Origin of the sequence: Streptomyces sp. NPDC048277, from assembly GCF_040652235.1 — a bacterium.
Taxonomy (GTDB): Bacteria; Actinomycetota; Actinomycetes; order Streptomycetales; family Streptomycetaceae; genus Streptomyces.
Window position 1 is genome coordinate 107356 of the sequence record NZ_JBEZLQ010000010.1, and the last position, 19710, is coordinate 127065.

Annotated in this window: 18 protein-coding genes; 14 read left to right on the forward strand and 4 right to left on the reverse strand. The window is 73.1% G+C overall.

Going from position 1 to position 19710, the window contains the following annotated elements:
* The first annotated feature begins 2 nt into the window (after nt 1-2).
* From AB0D85_RS22475 to AB0D85_RS22520, 10 genes are all read left to right on the forward strand, one after another.
* A complete protein-coding gene (locus AB0D85_RS22475) occupies nt 3-563 on the forward strand; it encodes a hypothetical protein (protein ID WP_362322794.1) in 561 nt (186 codons plus the stop codon).
* 305 nt (nt 564-868) lie between these two features.
* Nucleotides 869-1174 carry an MSMEG_0570 family nitrogen starvation response protein gene (locus AB0D85_RS22480; RefSeq protein ID WP_362322796.1) on the forward strand — a complete coding sequence of 102 codons (306 nt, stop codon included), beginning with the start codon at nt 869-871 and terminating at the stop codon, nt 1172-1174.
* Nucleotides 1171-2487: an MSMEG_0569 family flavin-dependent oxidoreductase gene (locus AB0D85_RS22485; protein WP_362322798.1), complete on the forward strand. Its 1317-nt coding sequence runs from the start codon at nt 1171-1173 to the stop codon at nt 2485-2487. The genes AB0D85_RS22480 and AB0D85_RS22485 overlap by 4 nt, the downstream gene beginning before the upstream one ends.
* A gap of 17 nt (nt 2488-2504) precedes the next feature.
* Nucleotides 2505-3320 carry an amidohydrolase family protein gene (locus tag AB0D85_RS22490; RefSeq protein ID WP_362322800.1) on the forward strand — a complete coding sequence of 272 codons (816 nt, stop codon included), beginning with the start codon at nt 2505-2507 and terminating at the stop codon, nt 3318-3320.
* A gap of 37 nt (nt 3321-3357) precedes the next feature.
* Nucleotides 3358-3879, forward strand: coding sequence for an MSMEG_0572/Sll0783 family nitrogen starvation response protein (locus tag AB0D85_RS22495; protein ID WP_362322802.1), 522 nt, complete (start codon nt 3358-3360; stop codon nt 3877-3879).
* 10 nt (nt 3880-3889) lie between these two features.
* Complete coding sequence (locus AB0D85_RS22500; RefSeq protein WP_362322804.1) at nt 3890-4975, forward strand: MSMEG_0568 family radical SAM protein; 1086 nt, start codon at nt 3890-3892, stop codon at nt 4973-4975.
* 5 nt (nt 4976-4980) lie between these two features.
* Nucleotides 4981-6477 (forward strand): MSMEG_0567/sll0787 family protein, encoded by a 1497-nt coding sequence (locus tag AB0D85_RS22505; RefSeq protein WP_362322806.1) that lies wholly within the window; start codon nt 4981-4983, stop codon nt 6475-6477.
* On the forward strand, nt 6474-7322 hold the full coding sequence (locus tag AB0D85_RS22510; RefSeq protein ID WP_362322808.1) for a carbon-nitrogen hydrolase family protein: 849 nt from the start codon (nt 6474-6476) through the stop codon (nt 7320-7322). The genes AB0D85_RS22505 and AB0D85_RS22510 overlap by 4 nt, the downstream gene beginning before the upstream one ends.
* Nucleotides 7319-8155, forward strand: coding sequence for a carbon-nitrogen hydrolase family protein (locus AB0D85_RS22515; RefSeq protein ID WP_362322810.1), 837 nt, complete (start codon nt 7319-7321; stop codon nt 8153-8155). The genes AB0D85_RS22510 and AB0D85_RS22515 overlap by 4 nt, the downstream gene beginning before the upstream one ends.
* Nucleotides 8152-9219 (forward strand): MSMEG_0565 family glycosyltransferase, encoded by a 1068-nt coding sequence (locus AB0D85_RS22520; protein ID WP_362322812.1) that lies wholly within the window; start codon nt 8152-8154, stop codon nt 9217-9219. Before AB0D85_RS22515 ends, AB0D85_RS22520 begins: the two co-directional genes overlap by 4 nt.
* A gap of 31 nt (nt 9220-9250) precedes the next feature.
* Here AB0D85_RS22520 and AB0D85_RS22525 read toward each other — a convergent pair whose 3' ends face one another.
* Nucleotides 9251-9733, reverse strand: coding sequence for an Rrf2 family transcriptional regulator (locus tag AB0D85_RS22525; protein ID WP_362322814.1), 483 nt, complete (start codon nt 9731-9733; stop codon nt 9251-9253).
* Between the two features lie 138 nt (nt 9734-9871).
* On the opposite strand from AB0D85_RS22525, the gene AB0D85_RS22530 reads away from it, so the two are divergent.
* Both AB0D85_RS22530 and AB0D85_RS22535 read left to right on the forward strand, forming a co-directional pair.
* Entirely contained in the window at nt 9872-10957 is a 1086-nt protein-coding gene (locus AB0D85_RS22530) for an alpha/beta hydrolase (protein ID WP_362322816.1), read from the forward strand.
* A gap of 83 nt (nt 10958-11040) precedes the next feature.
* Nucleotides 11041-12063, forward strand: coding sequence for an NADP-dependent oxidoreductase (locus AB0D85_RS22535; protein WP_362322818.1), 1023 nt, complete (start codon nt 11041-11043; stop codon nt 12061-12063).
* A 39-nt stretch (nt 12064-12102) separates the two neighbouring features.
* Here the strand turns inward: AB0D85_RS22535 and AB0D85_RS22540 are convergent, their stop codons facing one another.
* Nucleotides 12103-13080, reverse strand: coding sequence for an Lrp/AsnC family transcriptional regulator (locus AB0D85_RS22540; RefSeq protein WP_362322820.1), 978 nt, complete (start codon nt 13078-13080; stop codon nt 12103-12105).
* A 119-nt stretch (nt 13081-13199) separates the two neighbouring features.
* Between AB0D85_RS22540 and AB0D85_RS22545 the strand changes: the two genes are divergently transcribed.
* Nucleotides 13200-14660 carry a carboxylesterase family protein gene (locus tag AB0D85_RS22545; protein ID WP_362322822.1) on the forward strand — a complete coding sequence of 487 codons (1461 nt, stop codon included), beginning with the start codon at nt 13200-13202 and terminating at the stop codon, nt 14658-14660.
* A gap of 44 nt (nt 14661-14704) precedes the next feature.
* Here AB0D85_RS22545 and AB0D85_RS22550 read toward each other — a convergent pair whose 3' ends face one another.
* Both AB0D85_RS22550 and AB0D85_RS22555 read right to left on the reverse strand, forming a co-directional pair.
* Entirely contained in the window at nt 14705-15346 is a 642-nt protein-coding gene (locus AB0D85_RS22550; protein ID WP_362322824.1) for a TetR family transcriptional regulator, read from the reverse strand.
* A 189-nt stretch (nt 15347-15535) separates the two neighbouring features.
* On the reverse strand, nt 15536-17074 hold the full coding sequence (locus AB0D85_RS22555; protein WP_362323290.1) for an MFS transporter: 1539 nt from the start codon (nt 17072-17074) through the stop codon (nt 15536-15538).
* A gap of 281 nt (nt 17075-17355) precedes the next feature.
* On the opposite strand from AB0D85_RS22555, the gene AB0D85_RS22560 reads away from it, so the two are divergent.
* On the forward strand, nt 17356-19683 hold the full coding sequence (locus AB0D85_RS22560; RefSeq protein ID WP_362322826.1) for a hypothetical protein: 2328 nt from the start codon (nt 17356-17358) through the stop codon (nt 19681-19683).
* Nucleotides 19684-19710 lie beyond the last annotated feature (27 nt).

The following is a 19710-nucleotide window of genomic DNA, read 5'->3' on the forward strand; positions in this document are numbered from 1 at the left end:
TGATGCCGGACACCGTGCGCCAGGAGCGCCTTCCGCGGGGGGCCGCCGTCCCGCTGTTGCTCGTGCTGTGCGGTGTGCTGCTCTTGGCCGCCGTCGCGGTGGTGGTCTGGCCGGTGGTGTCCGTCACTCCGCAGACGCCCGTGTCCTCCTCCGGAACCGCGGCGGAGAAACACGGCGTCCCCGGCTCCGCGCTCCAGCAGACCTTCCGGCTCGCGGTGCCGGCCGCCGCCCGGGACGCGTCCTACCTGGTGGTCCCGGGTGACGGCAGCGCGGAGAGCGGCCAGGACCTCTATCTGCGTTTCCGCACCACCCCGGCGGGCCTCAAGGAGTTCGTCACGTCCCTGGGGAGAACCACCGGGGACCTGGCGGCAGGTGACGCCGTCCTGGACCAGGACGACATCGACTCCGTCGGGCTGTCCTGGAAGATCGACGCCAAGGGGCACCACCTCGCCGGCCTCTACGCGGACATCCCCGAACAGGGTGACACGGTCGGCACGGGCCTGCTGACCGTCGACGAGACCGACGCCTCCGCGCCCTGGGTCTACGCCCATGTGACCGTCTAGCACCGGAGTGTTCGGGGCGGACGCGAATTCGGGCCCGGTGTGCGTCAGTCGTCGCCGCGGGATATTCGCCCTGGTGGGTCGTCAGAGTGCCGTCGAGTACGTAGATGCCGTGTGCACAGGGATGGGTGTGCCAAGTGATTCGTCCGGAATGGAGACGCGTTACGCGTTCCCCGGGATCGCGGTGAGGTCTTGGTAACTCCGCCTTGTTCCGGATGACTTCGACGGGTAATGGGCCGGGGCTGAAGTGGTTCTCCGTAAGGCAGCGGCGAGAGGTCACTGCCTCGGTGCCTCCCCCGGAGGATCTCATGCCTGAGACGTACTTTCACGTGCGCTGGCCCGACGGTGCGACCCAGCGCTGCTATTCCCCTTCCACGGTTGTGGAGGACTACTTCTCGGCCGGCGGTGAATATGGACTCGCCGATTTCGTGGAGCGCAGTCGAACGGCCCTGGGAATCGCCGGGGAGCGGGTGAAGGAGAAGTTCGGCTTCCACTGCACCGGCGCCTCCGACCAGCTCGCGCAGATCGAGCGGACCGCCGCCGCGTACACGTCCGTCCCCGGTGCCAAGGTCACCGTCGAGTCCCTGACCGGCGCGGACGGGAGCCCTCGGTGAGCCCGGCGCTCCAACTCGCCGGGTCCCACCACCCGGTGGCCGTGATCGGCGGCGGCCAGGCGGGCCTGTCCGTCAGCTACGCCCTGCGGCAACGCGGTGTCGGGCACGTCGTGATCGAGAGGAACCGGGTCGGCCACGAGTGGCGTGAACGCCGCTGGGACTCCTTCTGCCTGGTGACCCCGAACTGGCAGTGCCGTCTTCCCGGGTTCCCGTACCAGGGCGACGACCCCGGCGGTTTCATGGTCCGTGACGAGATCGTCCGGTACCTGGAGGACTATGTCGCCTTCTTCCGGCCGCCGTTGGCGGAGGGCGTGTCGGTCACCCGGCTGCGCCGGGCGCCGCAGGGGACGTACGAACTCGCCACCACGGCAGGGGACTTCACCGCCGACCAGGTGGTGGTCGCCACCGGCCCGTACCACACGCCGTCGGTCCCGCCGATGGCCCAGCGGCTGCCCGACTCCATCGAGCAGGTCCATTCCTCCGGTTACCGCAGCCCGGAGCGGCTCCCCGACGGAGCCGTGCTCGTCGTGGGCACCGGCCAGTCCGGCTGCCAGATAGCGGAGGACCTGCATCTGGCGGGCCGGCGGGTGCACCTGGCCGTCGGCAGCGCCCCGCGCGTGGCCCGCTTCTACCGCGGCCGGGACTGCGTGGCCTGGCTGGACGACATGGGCCACTACGGCAAGAGCATCGACGAGTTCGACGACGCCGGCGCCGTGCGTATGCGGGTCAACCACTACGTCACGGGCCGGGGCGGCGGCCGGGACATCGACCTGCGCGCGTTCGCCCGGGACGGGATGCGCCTGTACGGCCGGCTCACGGCGATCGGCGGCGGGCGGACGGAGTTCGCCGACGACCTGAGGACGAACCTGGACCACGCGGACGCCGTGGCGGAGGGCATCAAGGACGCGATCGACGCCCACATCACGGCGCGGGGCGTCGACGCCCCGGAGGAGCCCCGGTACGTGCCCGTGTGGGAACCCGCCGAGCAGCCCCGCGAACTCGACCTCGCCGAGGCCGGCATCACCTCCGTCGTCTGGGCGACCGGCTTCCGGCGCGACCACCGGTGGATCGAGATTCCCGTCTTCGACGGCCGCGGCTACCCGATGCACTGGCGCGGCGCCACCAGCGTCCCCGGCCTGTACTTCCTGGGCCTGCCCTGGCAGTACTCGTGGGGCTCGGGGCGCTTCGAAGCGGTGGGCCGGGACGCGGAGTTCCTCGCGGGCCACATCGACGCCTCCCGCCGCCTCGCCGACGTGTGCGGCACCCTCACCGGCGCCCCGAGCGACCTCGCCTCCGCCCTCCCGATCGGCTGAAGGACCGGTACCGAGCCATGGTCTACGACGCGCACCGCCACATCGGGGTGCTGCCCGCCTTCCCCTTCTACGGCGGCCCGCCCGTCCGCCCCGACACCACCGCCCGCGCCACGGTCAGGCAGCTGATCGCCGACCTGGACGCGGAAGGCACCGAACGCGCCCTGGTCATCCCGAACTACGGCGTCCCCGACCCCGCGATCGCGTTCTCCTTCAACGAGCTGGCGATCGAGGCGGCCCAGAGCGACGACCGGATCCGCGCCGGACTGTGGGTCTCGCCCCGGCCCGAGGACGCGCAGCGCACCGAGCAGGCGTTGAAACTCGCGGGCGAGCCCGGGGTGAAGGCCCTGAAGCTCAGCTTCCTGCTCGGCGGCCGGCCCACGGACCCGGCCTGCCGCCCGCAATTGGACCGGATCTTCGCCATGGCGGCCCGCCACGGCCTGGTGGTCCATGTGCACACCTCCCCGGGCGCGGCCTCGGACATCGACGAGGTGGGCCACCTCGTCGAGTGGTACGCCGGTGAAGTCCCCGTCCATCTCGTCCACTTCGGCGGCGGGATGAGCGGCCACATCAAGCTCGCCGGCTCCCGGTTCTTCGACTGGATCGCCGCCGGCAAGCGCGTCTACACCGACCTCTCCTGGGCCATCGGCTTCCTGCCGTACTGGCTGGCCCGGGAGATCGAGCACCGCGGCCTCGGCCACGACCGCGTGCTCTTCGCCAGCGACCAGCCCTGGGGCGACTTCACCGGGGAGTACGCCCGGATGACGGCCGCCGCCGGCGGCGGCGAACTGGGCGACCGGGTCTTCCGGGACACGTTCGCCGCGCTCTACGACTGACCTCCATCCACCTCCCGTACCAGGCAAGGAGACAGCCATGTCCGAGACCGCCGAACTCAGCGACGTCGAGCGGAAGTCCCTCGACGAGATCCCGCACCCCGCACTGCCCGAGGGCACCAGCATCTACGGTTCCACCAAGGTCTTCCCCGACTACCGGGCGGAGGACGGCGAGACCTACTTCACCCTGGTCCACGGCATCGCCCACGAGTCCTCGGTGTCCTTCGTCGCGGTCCTGCAGGCCACCCGCGCCCTGCGCAAGGGCTTCGAGACCGCCATCTACTTCTACGGCCCCGGCTCCCTCAACTGCCTTGCCACCCGCGGTTTTCCGACCGTCGGCAACTCCGCCTTCCCCGGCGAGCACAACATCAACAACCAGCTCAAGACGTTCATCGCCGAGGGCGGCAAGGTCTACTGCTGCCGCTTCGGCCTCTCCCTGCACGGCGCCCGCGAGGAGGACCTCATCGAGGGTGTCATCCCCACCCACCCCCTGGACGTCCAGGACGCGCTGATCCACTACGCGCGCAAGGGCGCCATCATCAACTCGACCTACCAGCTGTAGGGGGCCCGCCGTGAGCGTTGGCACCGGATCGACCGCCGTGGACGTCCGCATCACGACCCGCGCCGAACTCGCCCTGCGCGGGGTGGCGCTGGACGCTCCCGTACGGCGCCCCGACGGCGCGGGACCCAGCGACGACGGACACGTCCTCGTCGACGGTGCCAACGCCGCGCTGCCCACCAACCCCGACAGCCCCTACCGGGTGCGCGACGGCCGGGTGTGGCTGGGGGACGAGGACACCGGCCTCACCCTCACCGCCGTACGCCGCCCGAAGTTCTACGACCTCAGCACCGCCGACGGCACCCCGTACGAGCACATCGCCCGTCTGCACGGCGCCGACGTCCTCGCCACCACCGTCGTCCAGACCTGCATCCGCTACGCCGAGTCCGACCGCTGCCGGTTCTGCACCATCGAGGAGTCCCTGCGCTCCGGAGCGACCGTCGCCGCCAAGACCCCGGCGCAGCTCGCCGAGGTCGCCGAGGCGGCCGTGCGGCTGGACGCCGTCAGGCAGATGGTGATGACCACGGGCACCACCACCGGCGCCGACCGGGGCGCCCGCAACCTGGTCCGCTCCGTGCGCGCGGTCCTGCGGGCCGTCCCGGGCCTGCCGATCCAGGTGCAGTGCGAACCGCCGGGGGACCTGTCCTGGATCCGGGCCCTGCGCGACGCCGGGGCCACCGCCATCGGCATCCACGCCGAGTCCCTCGACGACGAGGTGCGCCGGCGCTGGATGCCGGGCAAGTCGTCCGTCCCGATGGCCGAGTACGAGGCCGCCTGGGACGAGGCGGTACGGGTCTTCGGACCGAACCGGGTGTCGACCTACCTGCTGGTCGGACTCGGCGAGGACCCCGACGAACTCATCGACGGGGCAGGGAGGTTGATCGAGCGGGGGGTGTATCCGTTCGTCGTCCCCTTCCGGCCCATGGGCGGCACCCTCGCCGCGCGCGACGGCGTCCCGGCCCCGGCCGCCGAACTCCTCCGGTACGTCACCGAGGGCGTGGCGGCGAAGCTGCGGGCCGCCGGGATGCGCGGCGCCGACCAGCGGGCGGGCTGTGCGGCCTGCGGGGCGTGCAGCGTGCTCGGGACCGCGGGCGGGTGAGGGCGGTGTACCTCGACGACGTGACCGCCCCCGCGACGGGCGAGCAGACCGACATCCTGGCACTGCTCGGCGACCGCAGCACCCTCGCCCGCCGGCCGGCCTTCCGCATCCAACAGGCCGAGACCGCCCACGAGTTGGCGGCCTATCGGCGGCTGCGCACCGAAGTCTTCGTCCACGAACAGCGGTTGTTCACCGGACACGACCTGGACGACCGCGACGCCGACCCCCGTACCGTGGTCCTGGTCGCCCGGGACCGGGACGGAGCCGTCGTCGGCGGGGTACGCCTGGGCCCGGTGCACGACGGGCCGGACCTCGGCTGGTGGGCGGGCGGACGGCTGGTCGTCGCGCCGGGTGCGCGCGGGCCCCGGGGCATCGGCGGCGCGCTGGTCCGGGCCGCCTGCGCCCGGGCGGAGGCGGAGGGCGTGCTGCGGTTCGACGCGACCGTGCAGAGCCGCAACGAGGTGCTGTTCCGGCGGCTGGGCTGGCACCGCGTGCGCCCGGTCACCGTGGCGGGCGCTCCTCATGTGCTGATGCGGTGGCCGATCGGCCGGATCGAAGCCCAGGCCGCCGCCGCCAAGGCCGCCCTCGGCCCGCTGCTCGCGGGCCTGCACGAACGGGCGGCCCGCGCCCGGCGGCCGGACCCGCGCGGCGGGCTCCTGCCCAGCGAGCGGGCCGCCCTCGGCGGCGCCGGTTTCCTGGGCGACGACGGTGCACCCGTGCCCGGTACCGACGTGATCGCCGCGTGCGACGCGATCGTGCCGTCGATGGTCGAGCGCGCCCCCGAGTGGGCCGGCTGGTGCGCGGTCCTGGTCAACGTCAACGACCTCGCGGCGATGGGAGCCTCGCCGCTCGGTCTGCTGGACGCGCTGGGCGCGAAGGACGCCGACCACGCGGCACGGGTGCTGGACGGGCTGGGGCGCGCGGCACACGCGTACGGCGTTCCGGTGCTCGGCGGCCACACCCAGCTCGGCGTGCCCGCCGCCCTGTCCGTCACCGCCCTCGGCCGCACCGCGCACCCGGTGCCGGGCGGCGGGGGCCGGCCCGGACACGCCGTCCGGCTGACCGCCGACCTCGGCGGCGGCTGGCGCCCCGGCTACCGGGGCCGCCAGTGGGACTCCACGAGCCGCCGCCGTACGGACGAACTGCGCGCCATGACCGGCGCGGTGGCCGCCGCCCGGCCCGCCGCCGCCAAGGACGTGTCGATGGCCGGGATCGCCGGCACCCTCGGCATGCTCGCCGAGGCGAGCGGCTGCCGGGCGGTGCTCGACGTGGCCGCCGTACCGCGGCCGCGGGCGGCGACCACGGGCGACTGGCTGACCTGCTTCCCCGGGTTCGCCATGCTCACCGCCGACACCCCGGGCGCACCGCCGCTCGCCGCCGGGCCCGCCACCGGCGCCGAGTGCGGCGCACTGACCACTGGAGAAGGTGTCGGGCTGCGCTGGCCCGACGGCGAGATCACGGAAGCGGTCACGTCCACGGTGACCGGGATGGGACCCGCATGACCACCCTGCGCATGGCGGCCGTCGCCGCCGAGTTCGGCCGCGACCTGGACGAGGACTTCGCGATCGCCGGGCGACTGATCGAGGAGGCCCGCGAGCGGGACGTACGGCTGCTCGCCCTGCCCGAGGCGTGCCTGGGCGGCTATCTGCTCAGCCTGGACGACGACACGGCGCTCGACGCCGGCCCGCCGGCACTCGCGCTCGACGGCCCGGAGATCCGCCGGCTGGCGGACCTCGCCGGCGGGATGACCGTCGTGGCCGGTTACTGCGAGGCCGCCGGGGACACCCGCTACAACAGTGTCGTCTGCGTCACCGGCGACGGCGTCCTCGGCAACCACCGCAAGGTGCACCAGCCGCTGAGCGAGGACGCCAGCTACGCCTCCGGGGACCGCTTCCACGCCTTCGACACCCCGGTCGGCCGGATCGGCATGATGATCTGCTACGACAAGGCCTTCCCGGAGTCCGCCCGGGCCCTCGCCCTCGACGGCGCCGAGATCGGGGTGTGCGTCTCCGCCTGGCCGGGCGCCCGCACCAACGCGGCGGCGAATCTGGCGGAGGACCGCTGGAAGCGGCGTTTCGACCTGTTCGACCGGGCGCGGGCGCTGGAGAACCAGATCGTGTGGCTGTCCGCCAACCAGGCGGGCACCTTCGGGTCGCTACGCTTCGTCGGCAGCGCCAAGGTCGTCGACCCCGGCGGCGAGATCCTCGCGGACACGGGCGTGACGGCCGGTACCGCCGTCGCCGAACTGGACGTCGTACAGGCTCTGGAGACCGCCCGCCGGGCCATGGGGCACCTGCGCGACCGGCGTCCGGACACCTACACACCCGCGGGAGCAGTCACCGTATGAGCACGATCCGGATCGCGGCCGTGGCCGCCCACTTCGGGCGCGACCTGGAGTTCGACCTGGCGAGGATCGCCAAGCTGATCGACGACGCCCGCGCGTCGGGCGCCGGACTCCTGGTGCTGCCGGACGCGGCGCTCGGCGGCTACCTGGCCGACCTGCGCCACCCCGACCCGGAGGCGCTGCCGCCCGCGCTGAAGCCGGACGACCCGCTGATCCTCCAGGTCGCCCGGCTGGCCGCCGAGATGGTGGTCTGCGTCGGCTACCGCGAGGACGGCGGCACCGAACGCTACAACGCCGCGGTGTGCGTGTCCGGCGACGGGATCCTCGGCCGCCACCGCAAGGTCCACCTCCCGGCCGGAGAGACGGCGGCCTACGCGCCCGGCGACCGCTTCGACGCCTTCGACACCCCCGTCGGGCGGCTCGGCATGCTCATCGACTACGACAAGACCTTCCCCGAGTCCGCCCGTTCGCTGGCCCTGGACGGCGCCGAGATCCTCGCCTGCCTGTCCGCCTGGCCCACCAGCATCACCAACCGTGCCCCGCGCATGGCCCAGGACCGGCAGGCCAGGCTCTTCGACCTCTACGACCAGGCCCGCGCCGCCGAGAACCAGGTCGTCCTCGCCTCCTCCAACCAGACCGGCGCCATGGGCGGCATGCGCTTCCTCGGCCAGGCCAAGGTGGTCGGGCCCGGCGGCGACATCCTCGCCCGCACCTGGGCGAAGGCCGGCCTGGCCGTCGCCGAGGTCGACGTGTCCGAGGAGATCGACCGTGCCCGCCGCGTCCTGCGCCACCTCGACGAACGGCGGCCGGGCGCCTACCGGGAGGCACCCTCGTGAAGATCGCCCTGCTCAGCTACTCCACCAGGCCGCGCGGCGGAGTCGTCCACACCCTCGCCCTCGCCGAGGCCCTCGCGGCGCTGGGCGAGGACGTGACCGTGTGGACGCTCGGCCGGGGCGGCGACGCGGGCTTCTTCCGCCCGGTCGATCCCGCGGTACGGCTGCGGATCGTGCCCTTCCCGGACGGGCCGGACGGCGAGGGCGTCGGCGCCCGCGTCCTGCGCTCCATCGCCACCCTCCGCGCCGCCTTCGACCCGGCGCCGTACGACATCGTGCACGCCCAGGACTGCATCAGCGCCAACGCCGTCGGCCGCTGTGTCCGCACCGTCCACCACCTCGACCACTTCACCACGCCCGAGCTGGCCGCCTGTCACGAGAGGGCGATCGTCGAGCCGTACGCGCACATCTGCGTCTCCCGGCCGGTGGCCGAGGAACTGCGGGAGGGCTGGGGCCTGACGGCGCGGGTCATCCCGAACGGGGTGGCCTACGACCGCTTCGCCGCCACCGACCCGAGGGCACGGGAGCGATGGCGCGCGCGCCTCGGCCGGTACGTCCTCACGGTCGGCGGCATCGAACCCCGCAAGGGCTCCCTGGACCTGCTGGAGGCGTACGCCCTGCTCAACGGCGAGGTGAAGCTGGTCATCGCGGGCGGCGAGACCCTCTTCGACTACCGCGACTACCGGGCCCGCTGGGAGGCGCGCGCCGCGGAACTCGGCGTCGAACCGGTCGTCCTCGGCGCGGTGCCCGACGAGGAACTGCCGGCCCTGGTGGCGGCCGCCGGCGTCTTCGCCTTCCCCTCCCTGAAGGAGGGCTTCGGGCTCGCCGCCATGGAGGCCCTGGCCGCGGGCGTGCCGTTGGTCGTGCGGGAACTGCCCGTCCTGCGGGAGGTGTTCGGCGCGGCGGCGCGGTTCGCGGACACGCCCCGGACCCTGGCCGCGGAGCTCGGCCACGCCCTGGCCGCGGACGACCCGGCGCGCCGGGCCGCCGGCCGGGACCTCGCCGCCCGGCACACCTGGGACACGGCGGCACGCCGGCACCTGGACCTCTACCGCTCCCTGCGCTGAGCCCGGCCGCGGGCCGGGCGGTCCCGAGGAGCTATGCCGTCGCCTGGCCGCGGGTTGCCAGGTGCGGGGTCGTGCCGGACGGGAACAGCGCGAGCGTGTCGCGCAGGACGTCGGCGACCGAGGTCTGTGCCAGGGACTGGCGCAGGGCTTCGGTCGCGCGGTCGTAGACGTGCGTGAGGACGGGCTGGATGTTGCAGCCGACGCAGCACTCCGGGTTCGGTTCCGAGGAGTGCAGTCCGAAGACGGGCTCGTCCGGGATCGCCCGGTAGACGTCCAGCAGGGTGATCGAGGCGGCGTCCCGGGCCAGGTCCCAGCCGCCGTTCCGGCCGTGGCTGACGGTGACCAGCCCGGCGTCCCGCAGCTGGCCGAGGCAGCGCCGGATGACGACCGGGTTCGTGTTGACGCTGGTCGCGATCTGTTGGGACGTCCCGATCTCCGCGTCCGTGCCCCGCCGGTCGTAGGCCAGCCAGGTCAGGACGTGCACCGCCAGACTCATGCGGCTGTTCGCGCTCACCTGCGGTTCCTCCTGTCGGCCGGCGCCGGGCGGTGTGTGTCGTCCGCCCCGCCTTGAAGTGTAACCGACTTGACTACAGTGTAACTGTCATGGTTACAGTTTCGCCGCTCCCTTCGACTTGCCAGGAAAGAGAAAGCGATGAGCGGAACGTCCACGTTCAGTGCCCTGAACGACGAGCGATTCAGGCGGCGCACGCTGTCCGCCAACGGGATCCGCGTGCACGCGGTCGAGGCCGGACAGGGGCCGCTGGTGCTGCTCGCCCACGGCTTTCCCGAGTCGTGGTACTCGTGGCGCCACCAGCTGCGCGCACTCGCCGACGCGGGCTACCGCGCCGTCGCGATCGACATGCGCGGTTACGGGCGCACGTCCAAGCCGGCCGCGGTCCACGACTACCGCATCACCGAGCTGGTCGCGGACTGCGTGGGCGTCGTGCACGCGCTCGGCGAGTCGCGGGCCGTGATCGTGGGCCACGACTGGGGCTCGGCCGTCGCCTGGTCGGCGGCGTGGACCCGGCCCGACGTCTTCCGCGCCGTCGTCGGGGTGAGCGTGCCCTTCGGCGGGCGCGGCCTGATGGCCCTGCCGGGCAACCCGTTCGGCGAGCGCCGCCCCTCGGAGGTCGAGCGCGAGATCGCCGGCCCCGACCGGCTCTGGTACCAGGAGTACTTCACCCTGCCGGGCGTCGCCGACCGCGAGTTCCACGCCGACCCGGCCGGCTGGCTCACCGGCGCGCTCTACAGCTTCTCGGGCTCGGCCCCCCAGCCGCCCGAGGCGGCCGCCGTCGACTTCGGCCGGCTCTCCGACCAGGCGCTGGCCGCGATGCTGCGCGAAACCGTGTGCATGCCGCCGGGGGTGGGGATGCGCGACGGCATGGCGCCGATGCCGGACGACCTGCCCGACTGGCTCACCCGGGAGGACATCGACTTCTACGTCGCCGAGTTCGAACGCACCGGTTTCACCGGCCCGCTCAGCTACTACCACTGCCTCGACCTCGACTGGGAACTCCTCGCCCCCTACGAGGGCAGGCCCCTGGACGTCCCCGCCCTGTTCGTCGGCGGCGGACGCGACATCGCCACCCTGTGGGGACGCACGGCGATCGAACGCTTCCCGGAGGTCGCCCCGCACGCACGCGAGCCGATCGTCATCGCCGACGCCGGCCACTGGCTCCCGGACGAGAAGCCGCGGGAGCTCAACAAGGCGTTGCTCGAATTCCTCGCCGGACTCTAGGGCCGCCGGCAGCCCCGCCTCCACGCCGGACACCGCAACCACACCGCAACCACGCCACAACCGCTCCACAACCGGGAGGACCCTTGTCCGAGATCACCAGCACCCAGATCCAGCTCGTCTCACGCCCCGACGGCTGGCCGACGCCGCGGGACTTCCGCACCGTCCAGGTCGGCTACGGCGCCCTCGAGCCCGGGCACGTCCGCGTCGTCAACGAATTCGTCTCCGTCGACCCGTACATGCGCGGGCGGATGAACGACGTGCCGGGCTGGGGCTTCCCCCTGGGCGAGACGATGACGGGCAGCGCGGTCGGCCGCGTCGTCGCCTCCGCCGCCGCCGACCTGCCGGTGGGCACCTGGGTGCTGCACGAGTACGGCTGGCGCGACGTGGCCCAGGAGCACGCCGCGGGCTTCCGCGTCGTGCCGGAAGCTCCCGGGGTGCCCCTCTCGCTCCACCTCGGCATGTTCGGCCTGGTCGGCCTCACCGCCTACGCGGGTCTCACCGCCGTGGCGGGGATGCGCCCGGGCGACACGGTCTTCGTGTCCGGCGCGGCGGGCGCGGTCGGCTCCACCGCCGGGCAGCTCGCCCGCGTCCTGGGCGCGGACCGGGTCATCGGCAGCGCAGGTTCGGCGGAGAAGGTCGCGCTCCTCACCGGCAAGTACGGCTTCGACGCGGCGTTCAACTACAAGGACGCCCCGGTCGCCGAGCAACTCGCCGAAGCGGCCCCCGACGGCATCGACGTCTACTTCGACAACGTCGGCGGCGACCACCTCGACGCCGCCCTCGCCGCCCTCAACGTCGGGGGCCGTGCCGCCCTGTGCGGCGCGATCTCCGAGTACAACGCGTCCGCGGCGGTTCGGCGTCCACGCCGGCCTGTGGACACCGCCGCACGCTCGCTCACGCTCGCCCCGTTCACGGTCGCCGACCACCTCGCTCTCGCGCCCGCGTTCCGCCGCATCATGACCGAGGGCCTCGGCGACGGCCGCATCACCTACGACGAGACGGTCGTCGACGGGATCGAACACGCCGTCGCCGCCTTCCTCGACATGATGCGCGGACACAACATCGGCAAGATGATCGTGCGCACCGACCTTGGCCGGCACGACTGAGTGACGGTGGCGTTGCGGAAGGCCGCCCTTGTGGCGGGCTCAGAGGCTGCCCGGGCGGACCAGGCCGGTCCGTTTGACGCCGGTCAGGATGGGGGTGACGTCGATGGTGGTGACGTGGGGGAGGGCGCCGATGGTCTCGCTCAGGAAGACGTAGAGCGCGTCGAGGCCGGCTGCGGCGACGGCCACGAGGAGGTTGGCGGGGCCGGTGACGGCGGAGGCGAAACGGACCTGGGGGTGGCGGCTGAGCTGCCGTCCGGTTTCCTCCAGGCCGCCGGGGGCGACGGTGATCCACAGGAGTGCCTCGGCGCGGATGCCGAGCCGGGCGAGGTCGACCTCGGTCGCGAGCCGCAGGACCTGGCCGGCGACCAGCGCTTCTAGGCGGCGGCGGGCGGTGAGGGCGGTGGTGTCGGCGCGCTGGGCGAGGTCGGTGTAGGAGGCGCGGCCGTCCTCGGTCAGCGCGGTGATCAGCTGGTGGTCGAGGGGCTGGAGGGCCGGCCGGGTGGGCGTCTCGGTCAAGTCCGGCCGCAGGCTGGCCAGTTCGGTCTCCGTCAGCAGGCCGCCGCTCCAGTCGAAGGCGGCCGGGAAGACCCGTAGCAGGACGTGCGAGGTCCAGGACTGGACGGCGGGGGTGGCGGGGAGGTCGCGCAGCAGCAGGTTGTTGCGGGCGTCCGGGCCGTCCAGGAAGAGGATGGTGCAGATCTCGTCGCCGCCGCCGAGGACGTCCACCCAGACGGTGTCGGGGCGGCGGGCGAGGGTGGCGGCGATGGCGCTGATCCGGTTGGGCTTGCAGCGGATGCGCAGGGCCAGCGGGATCAGGTCGGGGAAGTGCACGGGGTTGCGGACGGCCGTGGCCCGCAGGGTCCCGTCGCCGTACAGCGGTGCCGCACGCCGTACGACGGTGCGCTCCGAGATGCCCAGGACGCGGCCGACCGTGCGCCAGGAGGCGCGCGGGGCGGCCAGCATCGCGGCGGCGATCCGGCTGTCCGTCTCGTTCAGCTGATGGCGCACTTTCTCCATGCTCCAGGATTCTATGTCCTTCTTTCTCGACTGGAGCGGATGTTTCTGGCTCAGATTTCGATGCCGGCCTAGAAAAGTCTCAGAGCAACAACCGAGACGAGAGAGAGCAGGTGGGCACGGTGACCGGCATCGAGCACATGGTCGTGGACACGGACCGGGGCAGGGTCAGGGGAGTCGTGGAGGGCGGGGCGGTCTCCTTCCGGGGCATCCCGTACGCCGCGTCGCCGGTCGGCGAGCTGCGGTTCGCGCCGCCGCGGCCGCACCCGGGCTGGACGGACGTGCGGGACGCGGCGCAGGCCGGCCCGTCCGTGCCGCAGGCGGCCTCCCGGCTGGAGAAGGTGCAGGGCAAGCGGGTGCCGGACTGGCGGGAGGACGGCAGCCTGACCGTCAACGTCTTCACCCCGCGCCGGGCGCCGGCGGACGGCGCGGAGCGCCCGGTGCTGGTGTGGTGGCACGGCGGCGGCTTCACCAGCGGCTCCGGCGGCTGGGACTGGTACGACGGCGCCCGCCTGGCCGCCCTCGGCGACATCGTGGTCGTCACCGCCAACTACCGGGTGGGGCCGCTGGGTTACCTCTACCTTCCGGAGATCGGCGCGGCCAACCTCGGCCCGCAGGACCAGGCCGCCGTGCTGCGCTGGGTCCAGGACAACATCGCCTCCTTCGGCGGCGACGCGCGCACCGTCACGGTCGGCGGGCAGTCCGCCGGGGCCTACTCCTCCCTGATGCTGGCCCTCGACCCCGCGACGAACGGGTCGATCACCCGGGTGCTGCTGCAGAGCGGCCCCTTCGGCCTGAACCCGCAGGACCCGCACCAGGCCGCCGAGAACGCCGCCGCCTACCTGCGCCTACTGGGTATCCCGGACGGCACGGACACCGCGAAGGCCCTGCGCGCCCGGCCGGCCGGGCAACTGCTGGACGCCTACGGCCGCCTCTCCGCCCAACTCGCCGTCCCCGGCAACGCGGCCCCGCCGATGTACCCGGTCCTCGGCGGCCCCGGCATGCCCCGCACCCGGCAACAGGCCCTCGCGGACGGCGCCCTGGAGGGCAAGCCGCTGCTGATCGGCACCACCCGCGACGAGGCGACGGCCTTCTTCGCCTTCGACCCGCGCATCCAGAACCTCACCACCACCGGCGCCCTGGAGATCCTCACCGCCCAGATCGGTGGGCAGGCCGCCCAGGACGTCTACCGGCGGCACGCCGCCCGCCTCGACGATGAGGCGACACCGGCGCAGATCTTCACCGCGGTACAGACCGACGGCCTCTTCCGCGACGGCTCACTGGAGATCGCCGACCACCACGCGGCCGGCGGCAACACCACCTACGTCTACCGGTTCGACCACGCCCCCGCCGAGGACCCGTACGCCCTGGGCGCCACCCACTGCGCCGAACTGCCCTTCCTCTTCAACACCTTCGACGCCTCGTCCGACAGCCCCGTCCTCGCCGGGGTGGACGACCGTCGGCGCACCGCCCTGGGCCACGAATTCGCCACCGCCGTCGCCGAGTTCGTCACCAGCGGAACGGCCGGCGACTGGCTGCCCTACGCCCCCGCGACCGCGGCCCGCATCCGCCGCTTCCGTTGAGCGAGGAGGCCGTCATGAAGCCCTGCACACGGAGGATTCTTGCCTCAGCCCTGTGCCCAGTGGCGGTCGAGCGGTTCGTGCAGGGCGTGCAGGGCCTGGTCGCGCAGCCGTAGGAGGTCGTCGGAGGTGGCCTCGGGGAGCGCCGCCCAGCGGCGGTGGGCAGCGCGGAGGGCTGTGCCGACGGCGCCGACGGCGAGGAAGGGGCGCAGGTCGGTGTCCGGGTCGACGCCCTCGCGCTCGGCGAGCTTGCGGGCCAGGCGGTTCTCGATCGACACCGCGCGCTGGAAGTGGGCGGCCAGGAGGGGCGGGGAGTTCTCCAGGAGCCGCAGGATGCGCGTCCACAGTTCACCGCTGCCGTCGTCGGCCTGCATGAGCTGCTCCACGACGTCGCGGACGGCGTTGGCCAGGACGGTGAGGGGCGGTTCCGCCGCCGGGCGGGCTTCCAGCGCGGGGAAGATGGCCTCGTCGGCCTCGGTGATCAGGGCGAGGGCGACCTCGTCCTTCGTGGCGAAGTAGCGGAAGAAGGTGCGGGGGGCGACCTCCGCGGCTTCGGCGATCTCGGCGACGGTGGTCTCGTCGTAGCCGCGCTCCACGAACAGCGTCACGGCGGTGGAGATGATCGCGTACCGGGTGCGCAGCTTCTTGCGCTCCCGCAGACCCGGCACCGGCTTCGGGCCAGCCGTCATCTCGTACCTGCCTTCTGTCTTTCCGCCGAAAGTCTGCCACAGCGCGGAAGGGGAGGCCGGGGCCCGCCGTCCCCACGTGGGCCCCGGCCGGACGGGGAGTCTCGTGGCCCTCCGTCCGGCTCCGCTCAAAGCCGGACGGAGGTGCTCCCCGCGCCTGCCAGGCGGGCCGCCGGACCCGCCGCACGCCGGTCAGATGTGCACGGCGCCGCCTTCGACCTTGCGGCCCCGCTTGGTCAGCAGACCGAGCGCGGCGCCGGCGAGGGCCACGACGCCGGCGACGACGAAGGCGAGGTGCATGCCGTCCATGAAGGCGCCGTGTGCGATGCCGGTGATCGTCTCGGCGACGGCCGCCGGGGTGCCGGGGGTCACCGGGGCGACGCCGACGGAGACCGCCTCCTTGGCCTGGGCGAGCTGCTCGCCGCCGAGCGCGGGCAGGTGGGCGGCCGCCCAGCGCTCGGCGAAGACGTCGTTCAGCTTGGCGGACATCACCGCGCCGAGGACGGCGGTGCCGAGGGTGCCGCCGATCTGCATGGCGGTGGACTGCAGGCCGCCGGCCACGCCGGCCAGTTCCACCTCGGCGTTGCCGACGATGACCTCGGTGGCGCCGACCATGATCGGTGCCAGGCCGAGGCCGAGCATGCCGAACCACACCAGCGTGTCGTTGGCGCCCGAGCCCGTGTCGAGGCCGGCGAGCCCGAACAGGGCCCCGGCGGTGAGGAGCATGCCGGCGACGATGGGGGGCCGCGGTCCGAACCGGTTGATGAGCACACCGGCCAGGGGCGCGCCGACGACCATCAGCCCGGTCAGCGGCAGCATCCGCACGGCGGCGTCGACGGCACTGAGGCCGTGCACGTTCTGCAGGTAGAAGGTCATGTAGAACATGGCCCCGAACAGGCAGAAGGCCAGCATCAGCATCAGCACGGTGCCCGCCGACAGAGCCGGGGAGCGGAACAGCCGCAGCGGCAGCAGGGGTTCCTGCGCGCGGCTCTCGCGCAGCACGAACAGCAGACCCGCCGCCAGCGCGGCGCCCAGGAAGCCCAGGGTCCGCGCGTCGCCCCAGCCCTGGGCCGGGGCCTTGATCAGCGCCCAGACCAGCAGGAACAGCGAGCCGGACAGCAGCACGATCCCGGGTATGTCGAAGGACTTCGCGCTGTTGTCGCGCTCGGTGTCCTTCAGGAACAGCAGGCCCATGACCACGGCGAGAACGCCGACGGGCACGTTGATGTAGAAGCAGGACTCCCAGTCGACGTGCTCGACGAGCAGGCCGCCGACGATCGGACCGGCCGCGGTCGAGGCGGCGACCACCGCCCCCCAGACACCGATCGCGGAGTTCAGCTTCTCGGCCGGGAAGGTGGCCCGGATGATGCCCAGCGCGGTCGGCTGGAGCATCGCCCCGAACACGCCCTGCAGCACCCGCAGCCCGATCATGACCTTGATGTCGTCGGTCAGCCCGATACCGGCGGACGAGGCGACGAAGCCGACGGCACCCATCAGGAAGATCTTCGTGTGCCCGAAGCGGTCGCCGAGCTTGCCGACGGTGATCAGGGTGACGGCGAGGGCCAGCAGATAGGCGTTGGTCACCCACTGGATGTCGGACAGCGAGGCGTTCAGGTCCTTCTGGATGGCCGGGCTCGCGATCGCCACGATCGTCGCGTCCAGCGCGACCAGCATCACGCCGAGCGCGACCGCCAGCAGCGAGAGCCAGGGGTGACCGCGCAGTCGGCGGATGCCCGGGGCGTGCGGAGCCGGCTTCTCGAGGTGGGCCGCTGCGGCGGTGGTCTTGCTCACGGTGTGGTTCTCCTGCGCTCAGGGTCGACCGGACGGGGTCCACGGTATGGCATCGAATGCCAAGTGGCATTCAAGTGTCAGATTAATGCCGGGTGACATATGGCATGCGATGCCTTTTGGTGTCGATGCCGGTACGGTCGCGGCCCGCCCTCCCCGTCGGGGCCCGGCCGCCGCGTGTTACGTTGCGCGCCACTGGTCGTGAGGGTTGTGGGGGGCCTTTCATGAAATCGGCGCGTTGTTCGCCGTCCGTCGCCGCGTCGGTCGCCGGGGCGCTGCTCCTGGGGGCGACGGCCGTGACCGTCGCCGGTCCCGGCGCGGGGGACTCGTACGCGGCCTCGGGTACGGCACTGCCGATCGCGCACTTCGCGCACCTGGTCGTGGACGCCCCGCACGGGCACCTGTACATCAGCGGCGGCGCCGGCACCGACGGCATCCTCGTCACCGACCTCGACGGCGGCCACCCGACGACGATCGGCGGCGAGCCGGGTGCCACCGGTCTCGCCCTGTCCGCCGACGGATCCGCGCTGTACGCGGCTCTCCCGGACGAGGACGCGATCGCGGCGATCAGTACGGCGGACCTGACCGAGTCGGCCCGTTACCGCACGGGCGCGGGCAGCCACCCGGACTCGCTGGCCGTCGCCGGGGGCATCCTCTGGTTCGGGTACGGCACGGCGGGCGCCGGCGGCATCGGTTCCGTCGACGCGGCCGGCACCGTGAACCTGGGGCGGGACCCGGGCAGTTGGCCGGCCCCGCCGGCACTGGCGACGACCCCGACCCCCTCCGGCGTCCTCGCGGCCGCCGTGCAGACGGGCGACACCGCGGCCGTCGTCACGTACTCGGCTGCGGACGGCGCGCTGACGCGGCAGGCGGCGAGGCCGCTGCCCGTCCCGGACCTGACCGACTTCGCGGTAACGGCGGACGGGCAGCACCTGGCGGTCTCGTCCTGGCTGCGTGCGAGCAGCAACCGGTACCGCGTCTCGGACCTGACGGTGGACGGGCAGTTCGCCACGCCTGTCGCCGCCAGGGCCGTCGCGGTGGCCCCGGACGGCACCCTCGCCGGCTGCGGCTGCAGCTACGGATTCGAGGCGTTCCCGGAAGCGGGCGAGGGCTACTACCACCTGTACGAGATCGACTCGCCGATGCGCCTGGCCGCACACGGCCTCGCCTGGGCGCCCGACGGCAGCCGGCTCTACGCCGTGGACGTGGACGCCTCCGGCGGAACGCCGACGCTCCAGATCGCCCGTGACCCGGAAACCGCGTGGGTCCACCTCTCCGGCACCTCGACCACCACCCCGCTCGCCCCCGGCGAGACCTACGCGTTCCGGGCGGGCTTCGACGCGCCGCTCGCCCTCGGTGCCGGGGAATCCATGCTGCCGGGCACGGTCCGGATCACCCGCTACGACGACGCCGATCCGGACGGTGTGCCCGTCCCGGACCCGACGGCCACCCCGGCCCGCCCGCCGGTCGACTTCTTCGGCTCCTACCAGGTCTCCGGCACCGCTCCGCTCACCGGCGCCCTGAGCCTCCGCGTCGACTACTCGGGCGGCGGCCACTACGGCCCGGCCGGCCAGGCCTTCGACGTCCCCGTCGCGAAGTACGCGCCCACCATGGCGCTCACCGGCCCGGACACCTCGGGCCGGGCGACGCCGCTGACCGTCACCGGGCGGCTCGGCTGGCCGCACGCGCATGTGCGGACCGGTGCGGTGCAGGTGACCAAGACCGACCTGGCGCATCCGTCGGGCTACTCACTGGGCACCGTGCCCGTCGCGGCCGCCGGCACCTTCGCCCTGCACGACACCCCGGGGACCGGCGGCGCGAACACCTACTCCTTCGCCTACGACGGCGGCACGTCCTACCTCCCGGTGACCGCGGCGCGGACGGTCCAGGTGTCCCGGGCCACTCCGGGCCTGACGGTGACGACCGACGCGAAGTCGTACCGCTCCGGCGCGACCGCCAAGGTCACCGCACACCTCGGGACCACGTACGACTCCCGGGTCGTGACGCTGTACGCCCAGCCCGCGGGCAGGTCGCGGACGACGCTGAAGACCGGCAAGGTCGACACGCACGGGAACCTCGTCGTGTCGTACAAGCCCACCCGCAACACCGTCTTCAGCGCGGCCTTCGCCGGTGACTACCGCTACGCGCCGCGCACGGTGACCACCACCGCGACCCTCACGCCCACCGTCCGGACGCGGCTGCAGTACCCGGTGCGCACCACCCGCGTCGGATCCACCACCTACCAGGTCTTCTACAGGTCCGAAGTCACCATGGGCTTCAATCTCCAGGTCACGCCCCGGCAGGCCGGGGGCTGCACCTCGGTGTACGTCGAGCACTACGCCTCGGGGGCCTGGCACCAGGTCGCCTCGCAGCAGTGCGTGCCCCTGTACTCCGACGGCTGGTACGGCTACGACCGCGCCCTGAAGCTCTTCACGAGCAACGACCGTTACCGCGTCCGCGGTCTCTACGCGCCGCCCGCCAAGGGTGCGCAGACCGGCGCCGCGCGGAGCGGGTGGACCTACTTCACCGTCCGTCCCGGCACCCCGGAGTAGGCCCGGGGGCCGCGGTCACGGGCGGCC